Below are 19,241 nucleotides of genomic sequence, written 5' to 3'. Positions count from 1 at the left end.
TTTTACAAGATGTTGAGATAGTTCTCCAGCGGTATTCCGGCATTTTTATCGCTGTTGTTTTTGTTGCGGTCGATGAGCGTATAGACGGCGTCCATGGCCTTTCTGGTGGCGGTTTTAAGCTCTACGCCGTCGAGCAGACGACCGATGAGTACGGCCGAGAAAATATCACCTGTGCCTGGGAAATGGACGGGAATCTCGGTGTAATCCAATAGAAAGCGCTCTCCGGTGCAGTGGTTGAAACCTGCCACACAGTGCTGTCCGTCGACGGTGACCGAGGTAATGAGCACCGATTTGGCCCCTGTGGCATGCAAACGGTCGAGGAGAGTGAAAGCCTGCTCACGGTTGACACCTTCGGCCCGGTAGGTAGTATCGGTGAGATAGCAGGCTTCGGTATAGTTGGGGAAGATGAGATCGGCGACGGCGATCATCTCTCTCATGCTCTGAATAGTAGCTGGTGTGACGCCGTTATAGAGCTTTCCCTCATCGCCCATAATGGGATCGACGAAGATGAGCGTGCCTAAATGCTCTTGCTCCATACAGTAAGCTGAGACGATTTGCGCCTGCCGCTCAGAGGCGATAAAGCCTGTGGCGATGGCGTCAAAGTGGAAGTCAAGCTCTTTCCAAACGGGAAAGACACCGGTGATGTAGTCGGTGGTGTCGAGAAGATTGAACTTTCCGTAGTCGAGAGTATTGGAGACCAAGGCCGTGGGAAGGTTATAGGTGACGTGGCCCATAAAAGACAAGATGGGAAGCATGGCTGCGGAAGCCACCTTACCGTAGCCACACATGTCATTGATGAGAAGTATTTTTTTCTTTTCCATGAGTTGTCAGCATAAAGCGATGGTGAAAGCCATAAGGCTATATAATACCGCAAAATTACTAAAAAACGGAAAGGTGGAGAAGTGAAAATAAAAAAATCGTTGCTTCAACTAAAAAATAAAGAAAAGAAGTAACTATTTCCTTGCCGGCTCGTTTTCTTTATGTAGCTTTGAAGTGATAAAAAGTAAATCTAAACTATATGGCATTCATTGACAACCAATATTGTCTGATTCTTGCCGGCGGAAAAGGCCAGCGTCTTTGGCCCTGCAGTCGTGAGAATCGTCCAAAACAGTTTATAGATTTTTTCGGTACCGGCAGGACACAGATCCAGCAGACGTGGGACCGGATGGCGAAAGTAGTGTCTCCCGACCACATCTTTCTCAGTACCAATGTCCAATATCTTGATTTAGTAAGGCAGCAGCTTCCTGAATTGCCGGATGAACGCATTCTTGTGGAACCCATTCTGCGCAACACCGCTCCAAGTATGGCGTGGGCTAACCATCGGATCTCTGAACTCAATGACAGCGCGGTAATGATAGTCGTGCCCAGCGACCAGATCATCCTCAATGTCGAGTCTTTCCTCAAGGACACCCGTACAGCGATGAGTTTTGCAGCTACTCACGACTCTTTCGTGGCGATGGGAGTGAAGCCGACGCGTCCGGAACCAGGCTATGGATATATCCAGATCAACGGCATCGTGGAAGGAAACATCCATCATATGCGCAGTTTTACAGAGAAACCCGATCGCGACTTCGCCAAAATTTTCATGGAAAGTGGCGAGTTTTTGTGGAATACAGGCATTTTTGTCTCCAACGTCAGGAACACACGCACGATGTTTGGAAAGTTTCTGCCGCCCGTGCTGCGTGGCCTTGACAAACAGTATCCGCACGCCACGCCCGATCAGGAGGCTGCTTACATGGCAGAATACTTCCCCTCCTACCCCAACATCTCTGTGGAGGCCGGCGTACTCGACAAGTTAGAGAATGTCTGTGTGATGCGTTGCGACTTCGGCTGGGCTGACTTGGGCACATGGCACGGCATCTATGAGGCGCTGCCGAAAAACAACGACGACAATGTCGTGGTGGACTCGGAAGTCTATATGGAGAACAGTCATCACAACGTAGTCAAGTTGCCTGAGGGGCGCATTGGCATTATCAGCGGCCTCGACGGCTTCATCGTGGCAGAGAAAGACAATGTGCTGCTTATCTGCAAAAAGGAAGATTCCTCAGCACTTGTCCGCAAGTATGTCAGCGAGGTGCAGCTGAAAAAGGGAGACGCCTACGTGTGATCCCTCAAGCATCATCATCAAATGAAGTGCTCTCTCTACTTTCTGCTCATGCTCTTCCTACTGTCGGCATGTACGGACAACCATGCCTACAAGTACCGTATAGGTGTGTCACAGTGTGTAGGTGGCAAGTGGCGGGAGAAGGTCAACGACGAGATGCTCTCAGTGCAGCACCTTTATGGCAACGAGGTGAAGGTCGATGTTGCGAACGCTTCGCACGACACTCACAAACAGATACAGCAGATAGACTCTCTCGTTGCCTCGGGCGTTGATCTCCTGGTTGTGGCTCCCAACGAGTACAGCCCTATCGCTCCGGCCATCGTGCGGGCAAAGAAAAGGGGAATCCCCGTGGTGCTCTTCGACCGCAAGGCGCGCACCAATGACTACACTGCCTATATCGGTGGCGACAACACCGAGGCAGGGCGGGCCATGGGTCACTATGCTCTCTCGTTGTTGCAGGAGCGCAACGATGATCATACGCCTCTCATTCTGGAGATTACCGGCGGCACCAACTCTTCGCCTGCCATCGACCGACACAGAGGCTTCTCGGAGGTGATGAGTGGCCGGAAAGGCATTGACTACCGGTTTGTCAATACCGATTGGACTTCGGAAGCAGTCTATCAGGCGATGAGTGAGTGGCTCACCCATCACTCCATACCCGATATTGTGTTTTGCCACAGTGACCTGGCAGCTCGTAATGCCTATAAAGCGGCACTGAAGCATGGGGCGGCGAAGAAGATCCTTTTTCTTGGTATCGACGGACTGCCGGGCAAAGGCGAGGGCATCGACGCGGTGGAGCGGGGCCTCTTTGCCGGCACCTATATCTATCCTACTCACGGCGAAGAAATCGTAAAACTGGCGTTGGATATTTTGCAAGGCCACACATACAAGCGCGAGAATATCATGAGAGGCACCGTCGTCACGCCCGACAACGCCGCCCTGCTCCAGCAGGCCAGTATGGAGATGTCACAGCAGAGTAGCGACCTGCTCATCCTGCAAGACAAGTTGGAAAACTATTTCGGTCTCTACAACACGCAGCGCATGATCACGCTTGTCAGTGTCGCAGCCATTGTGCTGTTGGTCATCGCGCTCGTGCTCATCTGGCGTGTCGTCGTCATTACGCGGCGGTTGAACCGCAGGGAGAAGCAGATCAACCGTGAGCAGACCCTCTTCTACACCAATGCACGCCACCAGTTCCGCACACCGTTAACGCTTATCGAGGGGCCCGTCAAAGCTCTTTCCGGATCTGCTACACTGCAGGGTGATGAACGGATATGGGTAGATATTCTCCAACGCAATGTCGAACAGCTTGCCCACATAGTTTATGACGTGCTCAACTTCACGCCTGGCACGATCGAAGACAAGGCAAATGACAGTGGACAGAAAAACCTCCTTTCCGTTTCCGACTCTAATGCCTCTGTGCAGTCAGCACGGCTGGAAATGCTGACGGAAAACAACGACAATGAACTGCCGACAGTACTCATTGTGGATGACAATGAGGATATGCGTCGATACCTCCGCACGCTGCTCACAGGAAAATATTATGTGGTGGAGGCTGCCGACGGCGAGAGTGGACTCCTGGTGGGGCGCGATACCGTGCCCGATCTCATCGTGAGCGACGTGATGATGCCGGTGATGGACGGCCTGCAGTTCTGCCGCAAAGTCAAGGACGATCCCATGACTTCGCACATCCCTGTCATCCTGCTCACTGCCCGAAGCACGGAGAGCCAGCAGGTGGAAGGATTGGGTAGCGGAGCTGATGCTTACATGACCAAGCCGTTCAGTGCCAATCTGCTGCTTGCGCGCATCGACAATCTGCTCAAGAACCGTGCCCATTTGCGGCATCTCTTCGACGGAAAGAGTCAGGAAGAAACAGAAGAACAGAAGCTCACATCGCCTGACCGCGAGTTTATTAACCGGTTCAAGTCGGCTGTGCAGAAACATTTATCCGAAAACAATCTCAAGATGGACGACCTCGGGGCAGAGATGGGCATCAGCCGTATACAGCTCTATCGAAAAGTAAAGGCATTGACAGGATTCTCTCCCGCTGACCTCTTGAAGCAGATACGGTTACAGAAAGCTCTGTCGCTCCTGCAGCATTCCTCATTGTCCGTTTCAGAAATAGCCTACAACACCGGCTTTAGTTCTCCAGGTTATTTTTCTACCTGCTTCAAGAAACAATATGGTAAGTATCCAACTGACGTCAGGGCTCATCATTAATTCTCCGGTACGTGTCAGCCGATTCTCCGGCACGTGCCGGAGAATTGTCCTACGTTCGCAGGACAATGAGAGACAACCGGGATGGCTGAATAATTCTTATTCCGACGGACAACTTTAATATTCTGACAAACTCTTCTAATTCTGTTACATGAAACATTTTTGAAACCCATTGAACGTTATTTTTGGTTGTTGTCAACTATCAGTTGTTAATTTTGCAGCATTACTTGAAAACGTTATCAAAAAATGTTATTAGAAAAGACAAATATTAACAACTTAAAAACATCAGACATGAGACATCTCAAGTTCTTTTTGCTGGCACTGCTGACGTCAGTCACGGTATCAGCATTGGCACAAAGCGAGGACATCACTGTTTCGGGAACTGTCGTTGACAAGACAGGTGAACCGATCATTGGTGCTTCCGTCATTGAGAAAGGTACGACGAAAGGCGCCGTTTCCGATCTTGACGGTCATTTCACGTTCAAGGCATCCAAGGGTGCCACACTCACCATCTCTTACATTGGCTTCACCTCGCAGGAGGTGAAGGCCGCCCCAAATCTTCAAATCACACTTCAGGAAAATGCTAAAGAGCTTAGCGAAGTAGTTGTGACCGGCTACCAGGTGCAGCGTAAGGCCGACCTTACGGGCGCCGTGTCAGTGGTGAATGTCGATGACCTTGCCAAGCAGAATGAGAACAACCCCATCAAGGCTCTGCAAGGCCGTGTGCCGGGCATCAATATCTCTGCCGACGGCAACCCCTCGGGTTCAGCCACTGTCCGCATCCGTGGTGTGGGAACACTTAACAACAACGACCCGCTCTACATCATCGACGGCGTGCCCACGAAGAGCGGCATGCATGAGCTCAACGGCAACGACATCGAAAGCATCCAGGTGCTCAAGGACGCTGCTTCCGCTTCTATCTATGGTTCGCGCGCTGCCAACGGCGTGATTATCATCACCACCAAGCAGGGCAAAGATGGCAAGGTGAAGGTTAACTTCGACGCCAGCCTCTCCGCCCAGACCTATGCTCATAAGATGAAGGTACTCAATGCAGAGGAGTTTGGACAGGTGATGTGGCAGGGATATGTCAATGAGGGACTCGATCCCAACACCAATGGTCTCGGCTACCGTTACAACTGGAGCTATGACGCTCAAGGCACCCCAGTGCTTAACAGTCTCAGCATGAACAAGTATCTCGATGCTGCCGGCACCACCCCCGCTGCCGATACCGACTGGTTCAAGGAGACCACACGTACCGGCCTCATCCAGCAGTACAACGTCTCGCTGAGCAACGGCAACGACAAGGGATCATCCTATTTCTCCCTCGGATACTATAAGAATAAAGGTATCATCAAGACCTCTGACTTCGAGCGCCTCTCGGCACGTATGAACTCTGATTACAAACTTATCAAGGTGGGTGACCGCAATATCGTCAGCATCGGCGAGAACTTCACGCTGAACCGTACCAGTGAGGTGCAGGCTCCCGACGGATTCCTCGAGAACGTGTTGCAGTTCAACCCCTCCATCCCCATCTATACCGAGAATGGCAGCTATGCCGGTCCTGTCGGAGGTTATCCAGACCGTGAGAATCCCGTTGCACGTCTGCAGCGTAACAGCGACAACCGCTACACTTACTGGCGCGCTTTCGGCGGCACTTATCTCAACATCAATCCTTTCAAGAACTTTAATGTCAAAACCACCTTCGGTCTCGACTATGCCCAGAAGCAACAGCGCATCTTTACTTATCCCATCACCGAGGGCACTGTGGCCAACAGCACCAATGCGGTGGAACCCAAGCAGGAGCATTGGACCAAATGGATGTGGAATGCCGTGGCTACCTATAACTTTGAGACAGGCAAGCATCGTGCTGACTTCCTTGCCGGTACAGAGCTGAACCGCGAGGATGACACTAACTTCAGTGCCAAGCGCTATGGCTTTTCTGTTCTCAATCCTGACTATATGTGGCCTAATGCTGGTGTCGGCGAGGCTGAGGCCTACGGTGGCGGTGAGGGCTACTCGCTCGTTTCCTTCTTCGGCAAGGCCAACTACAACTATGCGGACCGCTATCTCGCCAGTGTCACGGTGCGTTACGACGGCAGTAGCCGCTTTGGCAAGAACAACCGCTACGGTACTTTCCCTTCCGTCAGTCTCGGCTGGCGTCTCAGTGAGGAGAAGTTCATGAAAGGCATCAACTGGATCGACAACCTCAAGCTCCGTGCTTCATGGGGCCAGACCGGTAACCAGGAAATCTCTAACATTGCACGCTACACCACCTATGTGAGCAACTACGGTGAGGCCGGTTTTGGCGGTCAGGGCTATGGCACGAGCTACGACATTGCAGGTACCAACGGCGGGCAGACGCTCCCCAGCGGTTTCAAGCGCAATCAGCTTGGCAACGATGACCTGAAGTGGGAGACTACAACACAGACCAACATCGGTCTTGACTACGGCTTCTTTGGTGATGCTCTCTACGGATCATTGGAGTGGTACTACAAGAAGACCTCTGACATTCTGGTCTATATGCCCGGCATCGCTGTCATGGGTGAAGGCTCTGACCAATGGATCAATGCCGGTGAGGTGACCAACAAGGGTATTGAGTTCAACATCGGTTACCGTGGAAAAATTGCAGACTTCCAGTATGACCTTTCCGGAAATATAGGAACTTATCGCAATAAAGTGACCAAGCTTCCCGAGACCATTGCAGCCAGGGGTACCTTCGGTGGCAACGGCGTTTACAGTGTCGTTGGTCATCCGATGTATTCACAGGTTGGTTATGTCTACGACGGCATCTTCAAGAGTCAGGATGAGATCGATAACCACGCTGTGCAGAATGGTGCCGGCTTGGGACGCATCCGCTGGAAGGACCTTAACGGCGACAATGTCATCAATGAGAAGGACCAAAAGTGGATTTATGACCCGACACCCGACTTCACGTGGGGCCTGAACATCTATCTGCAGTATAAGAATGTTGACTTGACAATGTTCTGGCAGGGCGTGCAGGGTGTTGATGTCATCAGCGACCTGAAGAAGGAAACCGACCTCTGGAGTGGCCTGAACATCTCCAACCTCAACAAAGGTCGCCGGCTTCTTGATGCCTGGACTCCGCTTAACAACGGATCCAACATTCCTGCCATCAGCACCATGGACAACAACAACGAGAAGCGCGTGAGCAGCTACTTCGTTGAGAACGGCTCCTACGCCAAGCTGCGTACCATTCAGCTCGGATACAACTTCCCCAAGAGTATCTACGAGAAGCTCTATCTCACCCGTTTGCGCGCTTATGTCTCGGCACAGAACCTGCTGACCATCAAGAGTAAGAACTTCACAGGTGTGGATCCAGAAAATGCCAACTTTGGCTATCCTATCCCTCTGAACGTTACATTCGGTCTCAACTTGTCTTTCTAATTGCTAAACAGAATTTTTTTATGAAAACTAAAATATTTCATCTTTTCTGCGTTGGGGTTCTTGCCATGAGCCTCACTTCCTGCTCTGACTTCCTTGACAAGCAGGTGCCGCAGGGTACATTGAATGATGATCAGGTGAAGACCGCGCAGAATGCTGATGCCATGGTGACGTCTGCCTATGCCATCTTCACCACAGCAGAGGACATCAACTCCTCATTCTCGATGTGGAACTACGACGTGCGCTCTGATGACGCCTATAAAGGTGGCAGCGGTACGAGTGACGGTGATGTATTCCACCAGCTCGAGATCCAGAAAGGGGTATTGACAACCAACTGGAACATCAACGATATGTGGGTGCGTCTTTACAACTGTATCTCGCGTGTCAACACCGCTATTGCTCTTCTCGACAAGACTGACGACAGCTTCAAGCTGAAGGACGAGCGACTGGCTGAGATGAAGTTTCTGCGTGCCTATGCTCACTTCCTCCTCAAGCGCCTCTACAAGAATATTCCTTTCGTGACGAATGAAAACCTCACGCAGGAAGAGTATAAGACGCTCTCCAACCGTGAGTTCTCCAACGATGAGGGCTGGCAGAAGATCATCGATGACCTTATGATGGCTTACAACACGCTGCCTGAGAGGCAAGCTGACAAAGCCCGTCCCACAAAGGCTGCTGCTGCTGCTTTCCTTGCGAAAGTTTATCTCTATAAGGCTTACCGCCAGGATGAGCCTGCAAGTAATCAGGTGACATCCATCAACCAGGATGACCTGAAGAAAGTGGTTGAGTTTACCGACCCTTCTCTCTACCGGAACTACGGACTGGAGAGTGACTTCCACAACAACTTCCGCCCTGAAGAAGCTTACGAGAATGGCAGGGAGAGCCTCTGGGCTATTCAGTATTCCCGCAATGATGGCTCGGTCTATGGCAACCTCAATTGGAGCTACGGACTCATCCCTCCAAACATCCCCGGTGCCACCGATGGTGGCTGCGACTTCTACAAACCAAGTCAGAACCTTGTCAATGCTTACCGTACAGGAACCGACGGACTGCCTCTGCTCTCTACCTTCAACGAAAAGAACTACAGCAAGTCGGCTGACAATGCCGATCCTCGTCTTTTCCTCACTGTAGGTATGCCGGGACTGCCTTATGAGTTTGACAAGAAATACATCATGTCGGAGACAAGCATATGGAGCCGTAGTAACGGCCTCTATGGTTACTATGTCTCGCTAAAACAGAATGTAGACCCTTCCCTCATCGGCTCCTATCTCATCAAGGGCTCTTACTGGGCCAGCAGCATGAACCGTATCGTCTTCCGCTATGCCGACGTCCTGCTGATGCGTGCCGAGGCTTTTGCGCAGCTTGGTGATACACAAAAAGCCATTGACCTTGTCAACGAGATCCGTACGCGTGCCGCCGGAAGCACACGCATGATAGCCGACTATCCCCACACCTACGGCGTGAAAATGTATTGTGCCAACTACAAAGGCTCTTACACTAAGGATGATGCCGTAAAGATTGTCAAGATGGAGCGTCGTCTGGAACTGGGTATGGAGAGCGAGCGTTTCTTCGACCTTGTGCGCTGGGGAGATGCTGCCACAGTGCTGAATAAGTACTATGCCGAGGAGATTCCTCATTGTGCCATCTTCAAGGAGGCTCATTTCGAGGCTAACAAGGACGAGTATCTCCCCATTCCGTTTGAGCAGCTGTCTGCTTCCAACGGACATTACACGCAGAACATTGGTAACTGGTAAAAACTGAAACAACGATGAAAAAACTATATATCAAAACAGTAAGGGCACTCTTGTCTTTCTGCCTTCTGACGGTGCTGTGCTTCCTCATAGCCTGCTCTGACGACAATACCAGTAACCTGCAGCTCGCAGGCAACTGCATGGTGGAACAGATAGCCCTCGATGGCTATGAGGGTATCGTTGACTTGAATACACGCACGGTCACCGTACGTGTGCCGGAGAACTACAACACCTCTGCCATGAAGGTCACAGCCATGAAGGTCTCTGATGGCGCTACGGCAAGTATCGCTGAAGGTGAGACGCTGGATATGGACGCTGCCAAGCAGCTTCGCGTGAAGAATGGTGATGTGTTCCTCGACTGGCATGTCAGTGCTCTCCGTGATGAGGCGCGCATCGACCAGTTCGTCCTCAATGATATCTATACTGGTACTATCGACAAGGCTACGACTGCCATCACAGTTTATGTGCCTTCTTCTGTCGATATCACTAACCTCACCCCGACCATTCTCACAGCTGTCAACGACACAGTAAGTCCGGGCTCCGGTGAGGCACAGGACTTCACCCGCCCTGTCGTCTATACGGTCACTAACCGTTCGGCAAAGGCGGTCTATACCGTCAAAGTCATCCAGCTTTCCAAGCCTCAGGCGCTCTTTGTAGGTTTCGCTGCCACGATGAATGACCTCGACCCCGAGGAGAAGACCGCGTGCGAGTGGATGCTTGCCAATGTGCCCGGATCACTCTATGCCTCCTTTGCTGACCTGCGAGCAGGAACCATTGACATGAGCCGGTGTAAGGTTATCTGGTGGCACTATCATGAGAACGGTGGTGTCGATGGTCACGACATTTTTGCCGCCAAGGCTGCTGACGCACTGGAATCGAAGAACGTGCTTCGTCAGTTCTATGAAAATGGCGGTAACCTCTTCCTGACACGCTATGCCGTCCACCTGCCATCGTTCATCGGCGCTACAGGCGACGATGAGTGGACAACACCTAACAACTGCTGGGGTGGCGACGAGAGCACTGCTGAGGAATGTGGCGGTCCCTGGACCTTCCGTATCTATGGCGGTGAGGAAAACCATGCACTCTGGCAGAACCTCATTAAGGGCGACAACCCACAGGAGGTCTATTGCACCGACAAGGGTTATCACATCACAAACTCTACTGCACAGTATCATATCGGCAGCGACTGGGGCGGATACAACGACTACAATGCGTGGACCAGCCGCACAGGTGCTAGCGTGCTTGGTGTCGGCGGCGATGGTGCCATCGTGGTGTGGGAATATCCTGCTCATGCCGGCAAGGGCGACATCATCTGCATCGGATCAGGATGCTACGATTGGTATTCAAACTCTTTCGGTGCAGGATACACAGAGAAGTTCCATAAGAACATCGCTACCATCACCCAGAATGCGTTCAACTATTTAATGAAGTAAAATCTTATGAAATCAATGATATTTTCATCCATCGCCGTAACCCTTGCGGCACTCTCACTGACTGCTTGCAGCGACGACAACTTCAGCCCCGATGCCGACAAGGACTGGGCAGGGACAACCTCCTTCTTCAACTCCACCGACGAGAAAGGCTTTGACACTTATTACCAGCCTGCTGTAGGACGCTGTGGCGATCCCATGCCTTTCTACGACGAGAAGACAGACGACTTCAAGGTGCTTTATCTTCAGGAGTACGACAACAACGGCACCTACAATTACCACCCCATCTGGGGTGTCAGCACGAAGGACGGTGCTAACTATGAGAGCATGGGTGAGGTGCTGCCTACCGCCACCTCCGACAAGGAGCAGGATGCTGCCCTCGGTACCGGCTGCGCTGTCTATGATGAGCAGAGCGGCACTTACTACATCTATTATACTGGTCACAATCCCAAGTGTGAGAGCACTGAGGTGGTCATGCGCGCTACCTCTCCTGACATGAAGACATGGACAAAGGATAATGCCTGGAGCCTCAAGGGAATGGATTACGGCTACTCGAAGACAGACTTCCGTGATCCTCAGGTCTTCAAGACCGAAGATGGCACGTGGCATATGGTCATCGCCAGCACGCTGAAATTTGCTGAGTTCACCTCCACCGACCTCAAGACTTGGCAGCACACAGGTAGTTTCAACATGGTGTGGGACCGTCAGCTCGAGTGCCCCGACATCTTCAAGATGGGTAACTACTGGTACTTCGTCTATAGTGAGGGCTACCGCTCTGACTGGAGCCGTAAGGTGAAATATTTTGTTGCTTCTTCTTTTGAGGATTTGAAAAAATGCTTCAATGATCCGGGTGCCAACTGGCCGAAAGACGGCCACGAGGGTGTGCTCGACAGCCGTGCTTTCTATGCTGGCAAAACGGCAAGCAATGGTACCGACCGTTATATCTGGGGATGGTGCCCGTACCGCACAGGCTCTACAATCTTTGAGAAGAACATCAATGTTGGTGCCGATGGGGAGCCCAACTGGTCGGGAGCGCTTGTCTGCCATAAGCTTATCCAGCACAGCGACGGCACGCTGACCCTCGGTGAGGTGCCGGCCATCAGCGCCAAGTATGACAAGCCACAGGATCTGAAAGCCATGGAACAGAGTGAGGGTGCTACTGTTAATGGATCAACAGTATCGCTCAGTGGCAACTCACATGTTCTCTTTAATCGTTTGGGCAACCACAACAAGATTTCCTTTACGGTAAAGACTGCCGGTAACACCGACAAGTTCGGCTTCTCTCTTGTCCGTGCCGGTGGTGATGAAGACGGCAAGCATTACTCCATCGTCATCAACCCAGAGAACGACCAGACCCGTAAGATCAACTTCGAGGAGCAGGGTAAGGATGGCATAGGCTTCGTCCGCGGCATTGATGGCTACAACTTTGCCCGTCCTGCTGACAATACCTATCACGTCACGGTTTATACTGACAACAGTGTATGTGTGGTCTATATCAACGATGTGGCTTGCTACACCAACCGCATCTATGGTATCCAGAAGAACTGCTGGAGTCTTGACTGCTACGATGGGCAGGTGACTGTTAGCGAGGTGAAAGTAATGCAATATAAAAGTATCTAAAAAGCTTAATTTCTGGCACCATTTTCTTATCTTTGCCCACTGAAAAGAGAAATGATAAGGAAATGGTGCCATTGAAACATAGATCTACTTTTTGTATAGTATATATAGCATTTATTTATTTAGCAGTGTGGTTGCTATCGTCCTGCTCACGTGGCTATCGCATTGGTGTTTCGCAGTGTGTGGGTGGCCCGTGGCGTGACAAGGTCAACAATGAGATGATTTCGGCTCAGCATCTTTTTGACAAGGATGTAAGGGTGGATATTGTCAACGCAGATAATGATACAAAACAGCAAGTCCGGCAAATTGACAGCATGATACAAGCAGGTGTCGATTTGTTGATAATCTCACCCAATGAAGACGCACCATTGAAATCTTCTCTCGATAGAGCCAGACAGAAAGGCATTCCTGTCATCCTTTACGATCGTAAGGCAGAAGGTTACTATACGGCATTCATCGGCGGCGACAATATCGATGCAGGAAAGTCAATGGGCATTTATGCTGTCTCCTTAGCCTATTCCAATATAGAGCGGCAAGGTAAGCCGAAGATATTGGAGTTGAATGGCCCTTTGATAAGTACTCCAGACATTGAACGCCACAAAGGTTTCAAGTTTGTCATGAACAAGCATCTACAGATGGATTATCGTGTTGTAGCGACCGATTGGACACGTGAGTCAACAAATGCTGTTCTCACCAAGCTCCTGAAATCCGGCTATCTACCCGAGGTTGTGTTCTGCCATAGCGACTGGGCCGCTTTTGGCGCCACGGATGCTCTGAAGGCTCTACATCTTGAGAAGTGTGTCAAAGTACTTGGCGTTGATGGCTTACCGGGCAAAGGTGAAGGGATTGAGGCTGTTAGAAATGGACAGCTTGCCGGCACCTATATTTATCCCACGCATGGTACGGATGTCATAGAGCTTGCTCTGAAAATACTTGAACATAAGCCTTATCAGAAGGTTAACAATATCAAGGGAACGGTAGTCAACAATGAGAATGCCTCGGGGTTGTCACATAGCGCTGAACAGCTTGCCCTTCAAGGCAATCAACTCAATGCCATACAGAAGAAACTGGAGAGTTATCTCAGTTTATATCATGTTGTCAGTGCAGCCCTTGTCATAGCTGTTGGGCTTATCATTCTCGCTGTCATTGCTTTGATTCTCATTGTCCATGCTGCCCGCAAGGAGCGTAAGGCCAAGCAACAGATGATGGAGTTGAATCGTGAGCAGATGAAGTTTAGAGAGAATGGCGGGCTTATCAATGACCTTTATCATGTCATTGAAACAAAGATGTCAGACCCGAACCTTCGTGTTGACGACATTGCCGCCGATGTAGGCATGAGCCGTACACAGCTCTACCGTAAGCTGAAAACTGTGATGGATGTGGCACCCAACGACTTGCTGAAAGATGCGAGACTGAATAAGGCGCGTCAATTGCTTCATACCACAACGGCGTCAGTCTCTGAGATCGCCTTCGCTGTCGGATTCTCATCACAAAGTTATTTCACGTCGTGCTACAAGCAGAAATACGGAATTAACCCAAGTGAAGATCGGATATAGAATAGTAATAATGTGTCATGCTTGATAATTTTTGTTTCTTCACATTGTAAAATACAGTCCAAAATCGTTCAATGATGTTGCATGAATCAAAGTTGTTAGTCAAATGACGGAAATTAGTAGTTACGGTTTCTAAGTCTGCTTAATTTTGCAATGTTACTTGAAAACAAAGGGAAAACAAAATTATAACAACTTAAAAACATCAGACATGAGACATCTCAAGTTCTTCTTGCTGGCACTGTTGACCGCAGTCACAGTATCAGCGTTGGCACAAAGCGAGGACATCACTGTTTCGGGAACTGTCGTTGACAAGACAGGTGGTCCGATCGTTGGCGCCTCAGTCATTCAGAAAGGCACCTCCAATGGTGCTGTCACCGATCTTGACGGCCATTTCACAGTAAAGGTGCCCAAGGGTTCCACTCTCTCCATTTCTTACATCGGCTTTACAGGGCGAGACGTAAAAGCCACTCCAAATCTTCGAATCACACTTCAGGAATCAGCCAACGATCTTAACGAGGTCGTCGTTACAGGTTACACATCAGAAAAGAAAGCTGATCTCACTGGCGCCGTGTCAGTGGTAAAGATGAAAGACATTGCTGATGTACCCACCGGTAATGTCCTCTCAAGCTTGAATGGTCGTGTCGCCGGTGTTAACATTGCAACCGACGGTACGCCGGGCAGCCCCACATCAACACTCGTCCGTGGTACGACGACTATCAACAACTCATCTCCTCTGTATGTCATCGACGGCATTATGACACGCGACAATGTCGGCAGCATTCTCTCGTCAAATGACGTAGAGAGCATCCAAGTGCTGAAAGATGCTTCTTCAGCTGCTATCTATGGTGCGCAGGCTGCCAACGGTGTCATCATCATCACCACCAAGCACGCTAAGAAGGGCGAGACACATATCACTTTCGATGGTTCGCTTACAGCACAGACCTTCACAACCAACTACGACCTCCTCGATGCCTATCAGTGGGGCGATGTGTATTGGCAGGCTTACAAGAACACTTACGGCACCCATCCCAACTCACTCATCTATGGCGATGGCGATAAGGCACAGCTCAACACATCTACACCTTATTTTACCGGTACCGACGGACAGACCTATACAGCAGCCAACACCGACTGGCTTGACCTGATGTACAAGACGGCCCTGATGCAGAACTATTCGCTCACGCTCAGCCGTGGAAGCGACAAGGGCAGCACATCACTCTCTGTCAACTGGCTTGACCAGGACGGTACGATGAAAAACACCGACTACAAGCGTTTTAACACCCGTCTGACGAGCGACTATAAGTTCTTCAACGACCGTCTGAGAGTAGGCGAGAGCGTTGCCGTGAACTATTGGACTCAGCATCTGGCACAAAGTGGCATTGAAGAGCAGCTTGTGGCCCAGCACCCCGCAGAGCCGGCCTACAGCAACCAAGGCGGTTGGGGCGGCGGTTACATGGACGTGCTCAACGATAAGCCTAATCCACTGCGACTCCAAGACAACCAAAAGCACAACAAGCATGACTACTGGCGCGTCTTCGGTAATATGTATATTGAGCTGACACCTATAAAGAACCTGACACTCAAGACCAACTTCGGTGTGGACTATTACAACGAATTCAGCAAGACTTTCATACCCAAATGGACTGAGAGCAGCCGTACGGTCAACGTGAACGAGCTTGACACTTACCACTACCACAGCCTCAACTGGGTATGGACCAACACTGCCAACTACAACTTGGACCTCGGTGACCACCGCATGAGCTTCCTCTTCGGTACTGAAGCTAAGAAGAACATGGTGGAAGATCTCGGCGGATACGGACAGGGGCTTGTCTCTGAGGCTGAGGACTATCGTTATCTGAACGCTATTACCAACTTGGCTACAGTACGCGGTATTGGCGGCAACTACTCCATGGTGTCTTATTTCGGTAAGGTCAATTATAGCTTCCAGGACAAGTATCTGCTCTCAGCCACACTCCGCCGTGATGCCAGCAGCCGCTTCGGTAAGAACCACAACGCCGGTTGGTTCCCCTCTGTTTCTGCCGGTTGGCGTATCTCTTCGGAGAAATTCATGAAGAAGACAAATTCCTGGCTCGATGACCTGAAGCTACGTGCCAGCTGGGGTATCAACGGTAATGATGAGATTGACAATGAGGCTACCTACACCAAATACCTTGTCTCTCTGTCAGATGCCAGCTATAACCTCTCTGGCGACAACCAGCATCTGGCTTCAGGAGCTGCCAAAACTCACACAGGCAACCCCGACTTAAAATGGGAACAGACGCGACAGATCAACGCCGGTCTGGACTTCACGGTGCTCAACCAGCGCCTCTCAGGCAGTGTGGACTACTTTTTCAAGAAGACCACTGACATGCTTTATGAGCCTCCTTACGCAGGTGTCATCGGTGAGGGCGGCTACTCTTGGCAGAACTGTATTGACATGAACAACAGTGGTTTTGAGATCGTTGTCGGTTGGCGCGACCATCTGAAGAACGGTATCAGCTACAACATCGACGCCAATGCCTCTTTTTATCACAACGAAATAAAGAAGCTCCCTGATGCCATCTACTACACATTCGGTGGTGGCATGCCCGGACACTCCATCGTCGGCCAGCCTTACGGCTCTTGGATGGGTTACAAGACGGCCGGAGTATTCCGCACACAGGCTGAGGTGGACGAGTATAAGAGCAAATACAATGTACAGATAGGTGCTCCAGGCGTAGGACGTATCAAATATCTTGATGTCAACAATGACGGCAAGATCAATACTTCTGACCAGACATGGCTTGGCTCTGACCAGCCTAAGTTCGCCTTCGGTGTCAATCTCGGCGCTTCATGGAAAGGTTTCGATCTCAGCCTCTTCTTCAATGGCATGGTGCGTGATGCGTGGAACAACTCCAAATATTACACTGACCTCTTCCAGTGCTGGAACGGTAACCACTCTACCCGCCTTCTCGACGCTATGAAGGCATGGACAGAGTTTGAGCAGACCGGCGTCTACAATTGTGACACGCCTGCACTGACCGCGCTCGACAACAACAATGAGAACCGCTCTTCTGACTTCTACATTGAGAACGGCACATTTCTGAAGCTCAAGACTGCTACGTTGGGCTACACGCTCCCCAGCAAGTTGCTCAGGCAGATTCATCTCTCTAACCTTCGTGTTTACTTCCAGGCACAGAATGTGTTTACCATTACAAGTTACACGGGTGCTGATCCGGAGGGCCTCGGCTACACTTATCCGTTGCCGCGCATATTCACCTTCGGTGTGAGCGTAGGTCTGTAAAATCATTGTACGACAATATAAAACGAAAGATCATGAAATTCAAATATATCGCTATATTCGCAGCTGCCGCATTCTTCACTGCCAGCTGCAATGAGGACAGTTTCCTTGGCGAGAAGCCTCAGGGCGTCCTCACCGACGACATCATTCAGAACGGCAAGGAGGTGAGTCTTCTTACCAACAGCGCTTACAGCGCACTGATGGGCCCCAACCCGCAGAAGTGGAGCGTGTGGCTTTACCCTACGACCAACTGGACTTATGGCAGCGTACGTGCTGACGATGCTTACAAAGGCGGCGGCGGTACAGGTGACTGCGCGGACATCCATAAGATGGAAATCATGGACGTGGACGCCACTAACGCCAATGTTGACAACAAATGGTATCACCTCTACACGAGCGTGCAGCGTTGTAACTCAGCACTGAGAATGCTCAACAGCATGACCGACGCTGAACTCAGCGACCGACAGGTGCAGATAGCCGAGATGAAGGTGCTGTGCGCGCACTTCTATTTCGAGCTCAGCCGCCTGTTCAACAAGATTGTCTATTTTGAAGAGAATTATGAGGGCAAGGTCTCTGACCTTCACAATGATGAGTTCACACGTGACCAGATTCTTGAGAAACTCGCTACGACGATGGAGAATGCCGCCAAGGTGCTGCCCGAGAACCAGCCTCAGGTGGGACGCATCAATAAGTACATTGCTACTGCCTACGCCGCGAAGATCAATCTCTATCGTGCCTATAAGCAGGACGACGCCACGCACAAGGTGACAGGCATCGACCGCCAGTTGTTGCAGAAAGTCGTTGATGAATGTGACGTGCTCATCAACAGTCACCGCTATGCGCTAATGGATAACTTCCAGGATCTTGATAAGGTCTCTACGGGGGATAACAGCAAGGAGGCTGTCTTCCAGGTGCAATATTCCATGAATGATGGCAGCAACTCAGCAGGACGCGTCGACTGGTCCAACCTGCTCAATGCGCCACAGGGACCCTATTCCGGTGACGGATTCTTCCTTCCCAGTCAGGATCTTGTTGATGCTTTCCAGACTGACGCCAATGGACTGCCGGAGTTTGATACCTACTATCAGCATCATTTTGATGTATGGAATGCTGAGGCGAAGAAAGCCGAGAACAACACCAACAACGTGGACCCGCGCATTGACTTCATCGTAGGCCGTCCCGGAGTGACGTGGAAGACTTACACGGAGACTCCTTGTGAGCCCACATGGGTGCGTGACCAGGGCACATACGGACAGCACTGCTCAAAGCGCTTCTTCGTATCGCCCGAGAGTGACGAGATGTTTAAGGGATGGCCGTGGGGTGCAAGCGCCCTCAACTGGACCGTCATCGACTATAGCGACATCCTTCTCTGGAAGGCCGAGGCGCTGATAGAGATGAACCAGAACCTCGATGAGGCCCGCCAGCTCATCAATCAGGTCCGCGGCCGTGCTGCCAACAAGCAGTATTGGGTGCATGACTTCAACGACACTTCCAAGTATGCAGCCAATTATAAGATTTCTGAATACCCGGCTGCTGGCTGGACACAGGACTATGCCCGCAAGGCTCTTCGCTTCGAGACGCGTCTGGAGCACGCTATGCGCGGAGAGCGTTTCTTCGACCTTGTGCGCTGGGGTATCGCTGCTGAGACAATGAATGCTTATTTCGATCACGAGCGTGGGCAGAGAGCTTATTATGTCAATTCGCACTTCACGCAAGGCAAAGACGAGTATTTGCCAATCACCGTCACGCAGTATAACCTCTCTAATGGCGTCTACACTCAGAATCCAGGATATGGCAATTTCTAAGCGATAAGACTGCGATAACACTTTGGTCAGCTCGTGACCACACCCTGGTCACGAGTTGACCAAAGTGTGGTCATATGTTGAC

At 50.8% G+C, this 19,241-nt stretch carries 10 protein-coding genes; 9 read left to right on the top strand and 1 reads right to left on the bottom strand.

All coding sequences use genetic code 11. From position 1 onward, the window contains the following. Positions 1-2: 2 nt before the first annotated feature. The gene (locus tag PREMU_RS02870; protein ID WP_007572985.1) at positions 3-821 is read right to left on the bottom strand and encodes a pyridoxamine kinase; all 819 of its coding nucleotides are present in this window, start codon (positions 819-821) and stop codon (positions 3-5) included. Between the two features lie 197 nt (positions 822-1,018). Here PREMU_RS02870 and PREMU_RS02865 point away from each other — a divergent pair, with 197 nt between their 5' ends. From PREMU_RS02865 to PREMU_RS02825, 9 genes are all read left to right on the top strand, one after another. Next, positions 1,019-2,107, top strand: coding sequence for a mannose-1-phosphate guanylyltransferase (locus PREMU_RS02865; RefSeq protein WP_007572984.1), 1,089 nt, complete (start codon positions 1,019-1,021; stop codon positions 2,105-2,107). Positions 2,108-2,128: 21 nt separating this feature from the next. Continuing rightward, positions 2,129-4,324: a substrate-binding domain-containing protein gene (locus tag PREMU_RS02860; RefSeq protein ID WP_007572983.1), complete on the top strand. Its 2,196-nt coding sequence runs from the start codon at positions 2,129-2,131 to the stop codon at positions 4,322-4,324. Between the two features lie 288 nt (positions 4,325-4,612). Next, positions 4,613-7,726: a SusC/RagA family TonB-linked outer membrane protein gene (locus PREMU_RS02855; RefSeq protein ID WP_007572982.1), complete on the top strand. Its 3,114-nt coding sequence runs from the start codon at positions 4,613-4,615 to the stop codon at positions 7,724-7,726. Positions 7,727-7,746: 20 nt separating this feature from the next. Further along, on the top strand, positions 7,747-9,477 hold the full coding sequence (locus tag PREMU_RS02850; protein WP_007572981.1) for a RagB/SusD family nutrient uptake outer membrane protein: 1,731 nt from the start codon (positions 7,747-7,749) through the stop codon (positions 9,475-9,477). Positions 9,478-9,491: 14 nt separating this feature from the next. Continuing rightward, entirely contained in the window at positions 9,492-10,907 is a 1,416-nt protein-coding gene (locus PREMU_RS02845) for a DUF4960 domain-containing protein (RefSeq protein ID WP_007572979.1), read from the top strand. Between the two features lie 6 nt (positions 10,908-10,913). Next, complete coding sequence (locus tag PREMU_RS02840; protein ID WP_040557958.1) at positions 10,914-12,524, top strand: glycoside hydrolase family 32 protein; 1,611 nt, start codon at positions 10,914-10,916, stop codon at positions 12,522-12,524. A gap of 125 nt (positions 12,525-12,649) precedes the next feature. Beyond that, positions 12,650-14,077 carry an AraC family transcriptional regulator gene (locus PREMU_RS02835; protein WP_050796340.1) on the top strand — a complete coding sequence of 476 codons (1,428 nt, stop codon included), beginning with the start codon at positions 12,650-12,652 and terminating at the stop codon, positions 14,075-14,077. 205 nt (positions 14,078-14,282) lie between these two features. Beyond that, positions 14,283-17,357, top strand: a complete 3,075-nt coding sequence (locus PREMU_RS02830; protein WP_007572972.1) for a SusC/RagA family TonB-linked outer membrane protein — start codon at positions 14,283-14,285, stop codon at positions 17,355-17,357. 32 nt (positions 17,358-17,389) lie between these two features. Then, positions 17,390-19,159 (top strand): RagB/SusD family nutrient uptake outer membrane protein, encoded by a 1,770-nt coding sequence (locus PREMU_RS02825; protein ID WP_007572970.1) that lies wholly within the window; start codon positions 17,390-17,392, stop codon positions 19,157-19,159. Positions 19,160-19,241: the final 82 nt, after the last annotated feature.

This window comes from Hallella multisaccharivorax DSM 17128 (genome assembly GCF_000218235.1).
GTDB classification, from domain to species: domain Bacteria; phylum Bacteroidota; class Bacteroidia; order Bacteroidales; family Bacteroidaceae; genus Prevotella; species Prevotella multisaccharivorax.
This window is presented reverse-complemented; position numbering and strand designations above follow the sequence as displayed.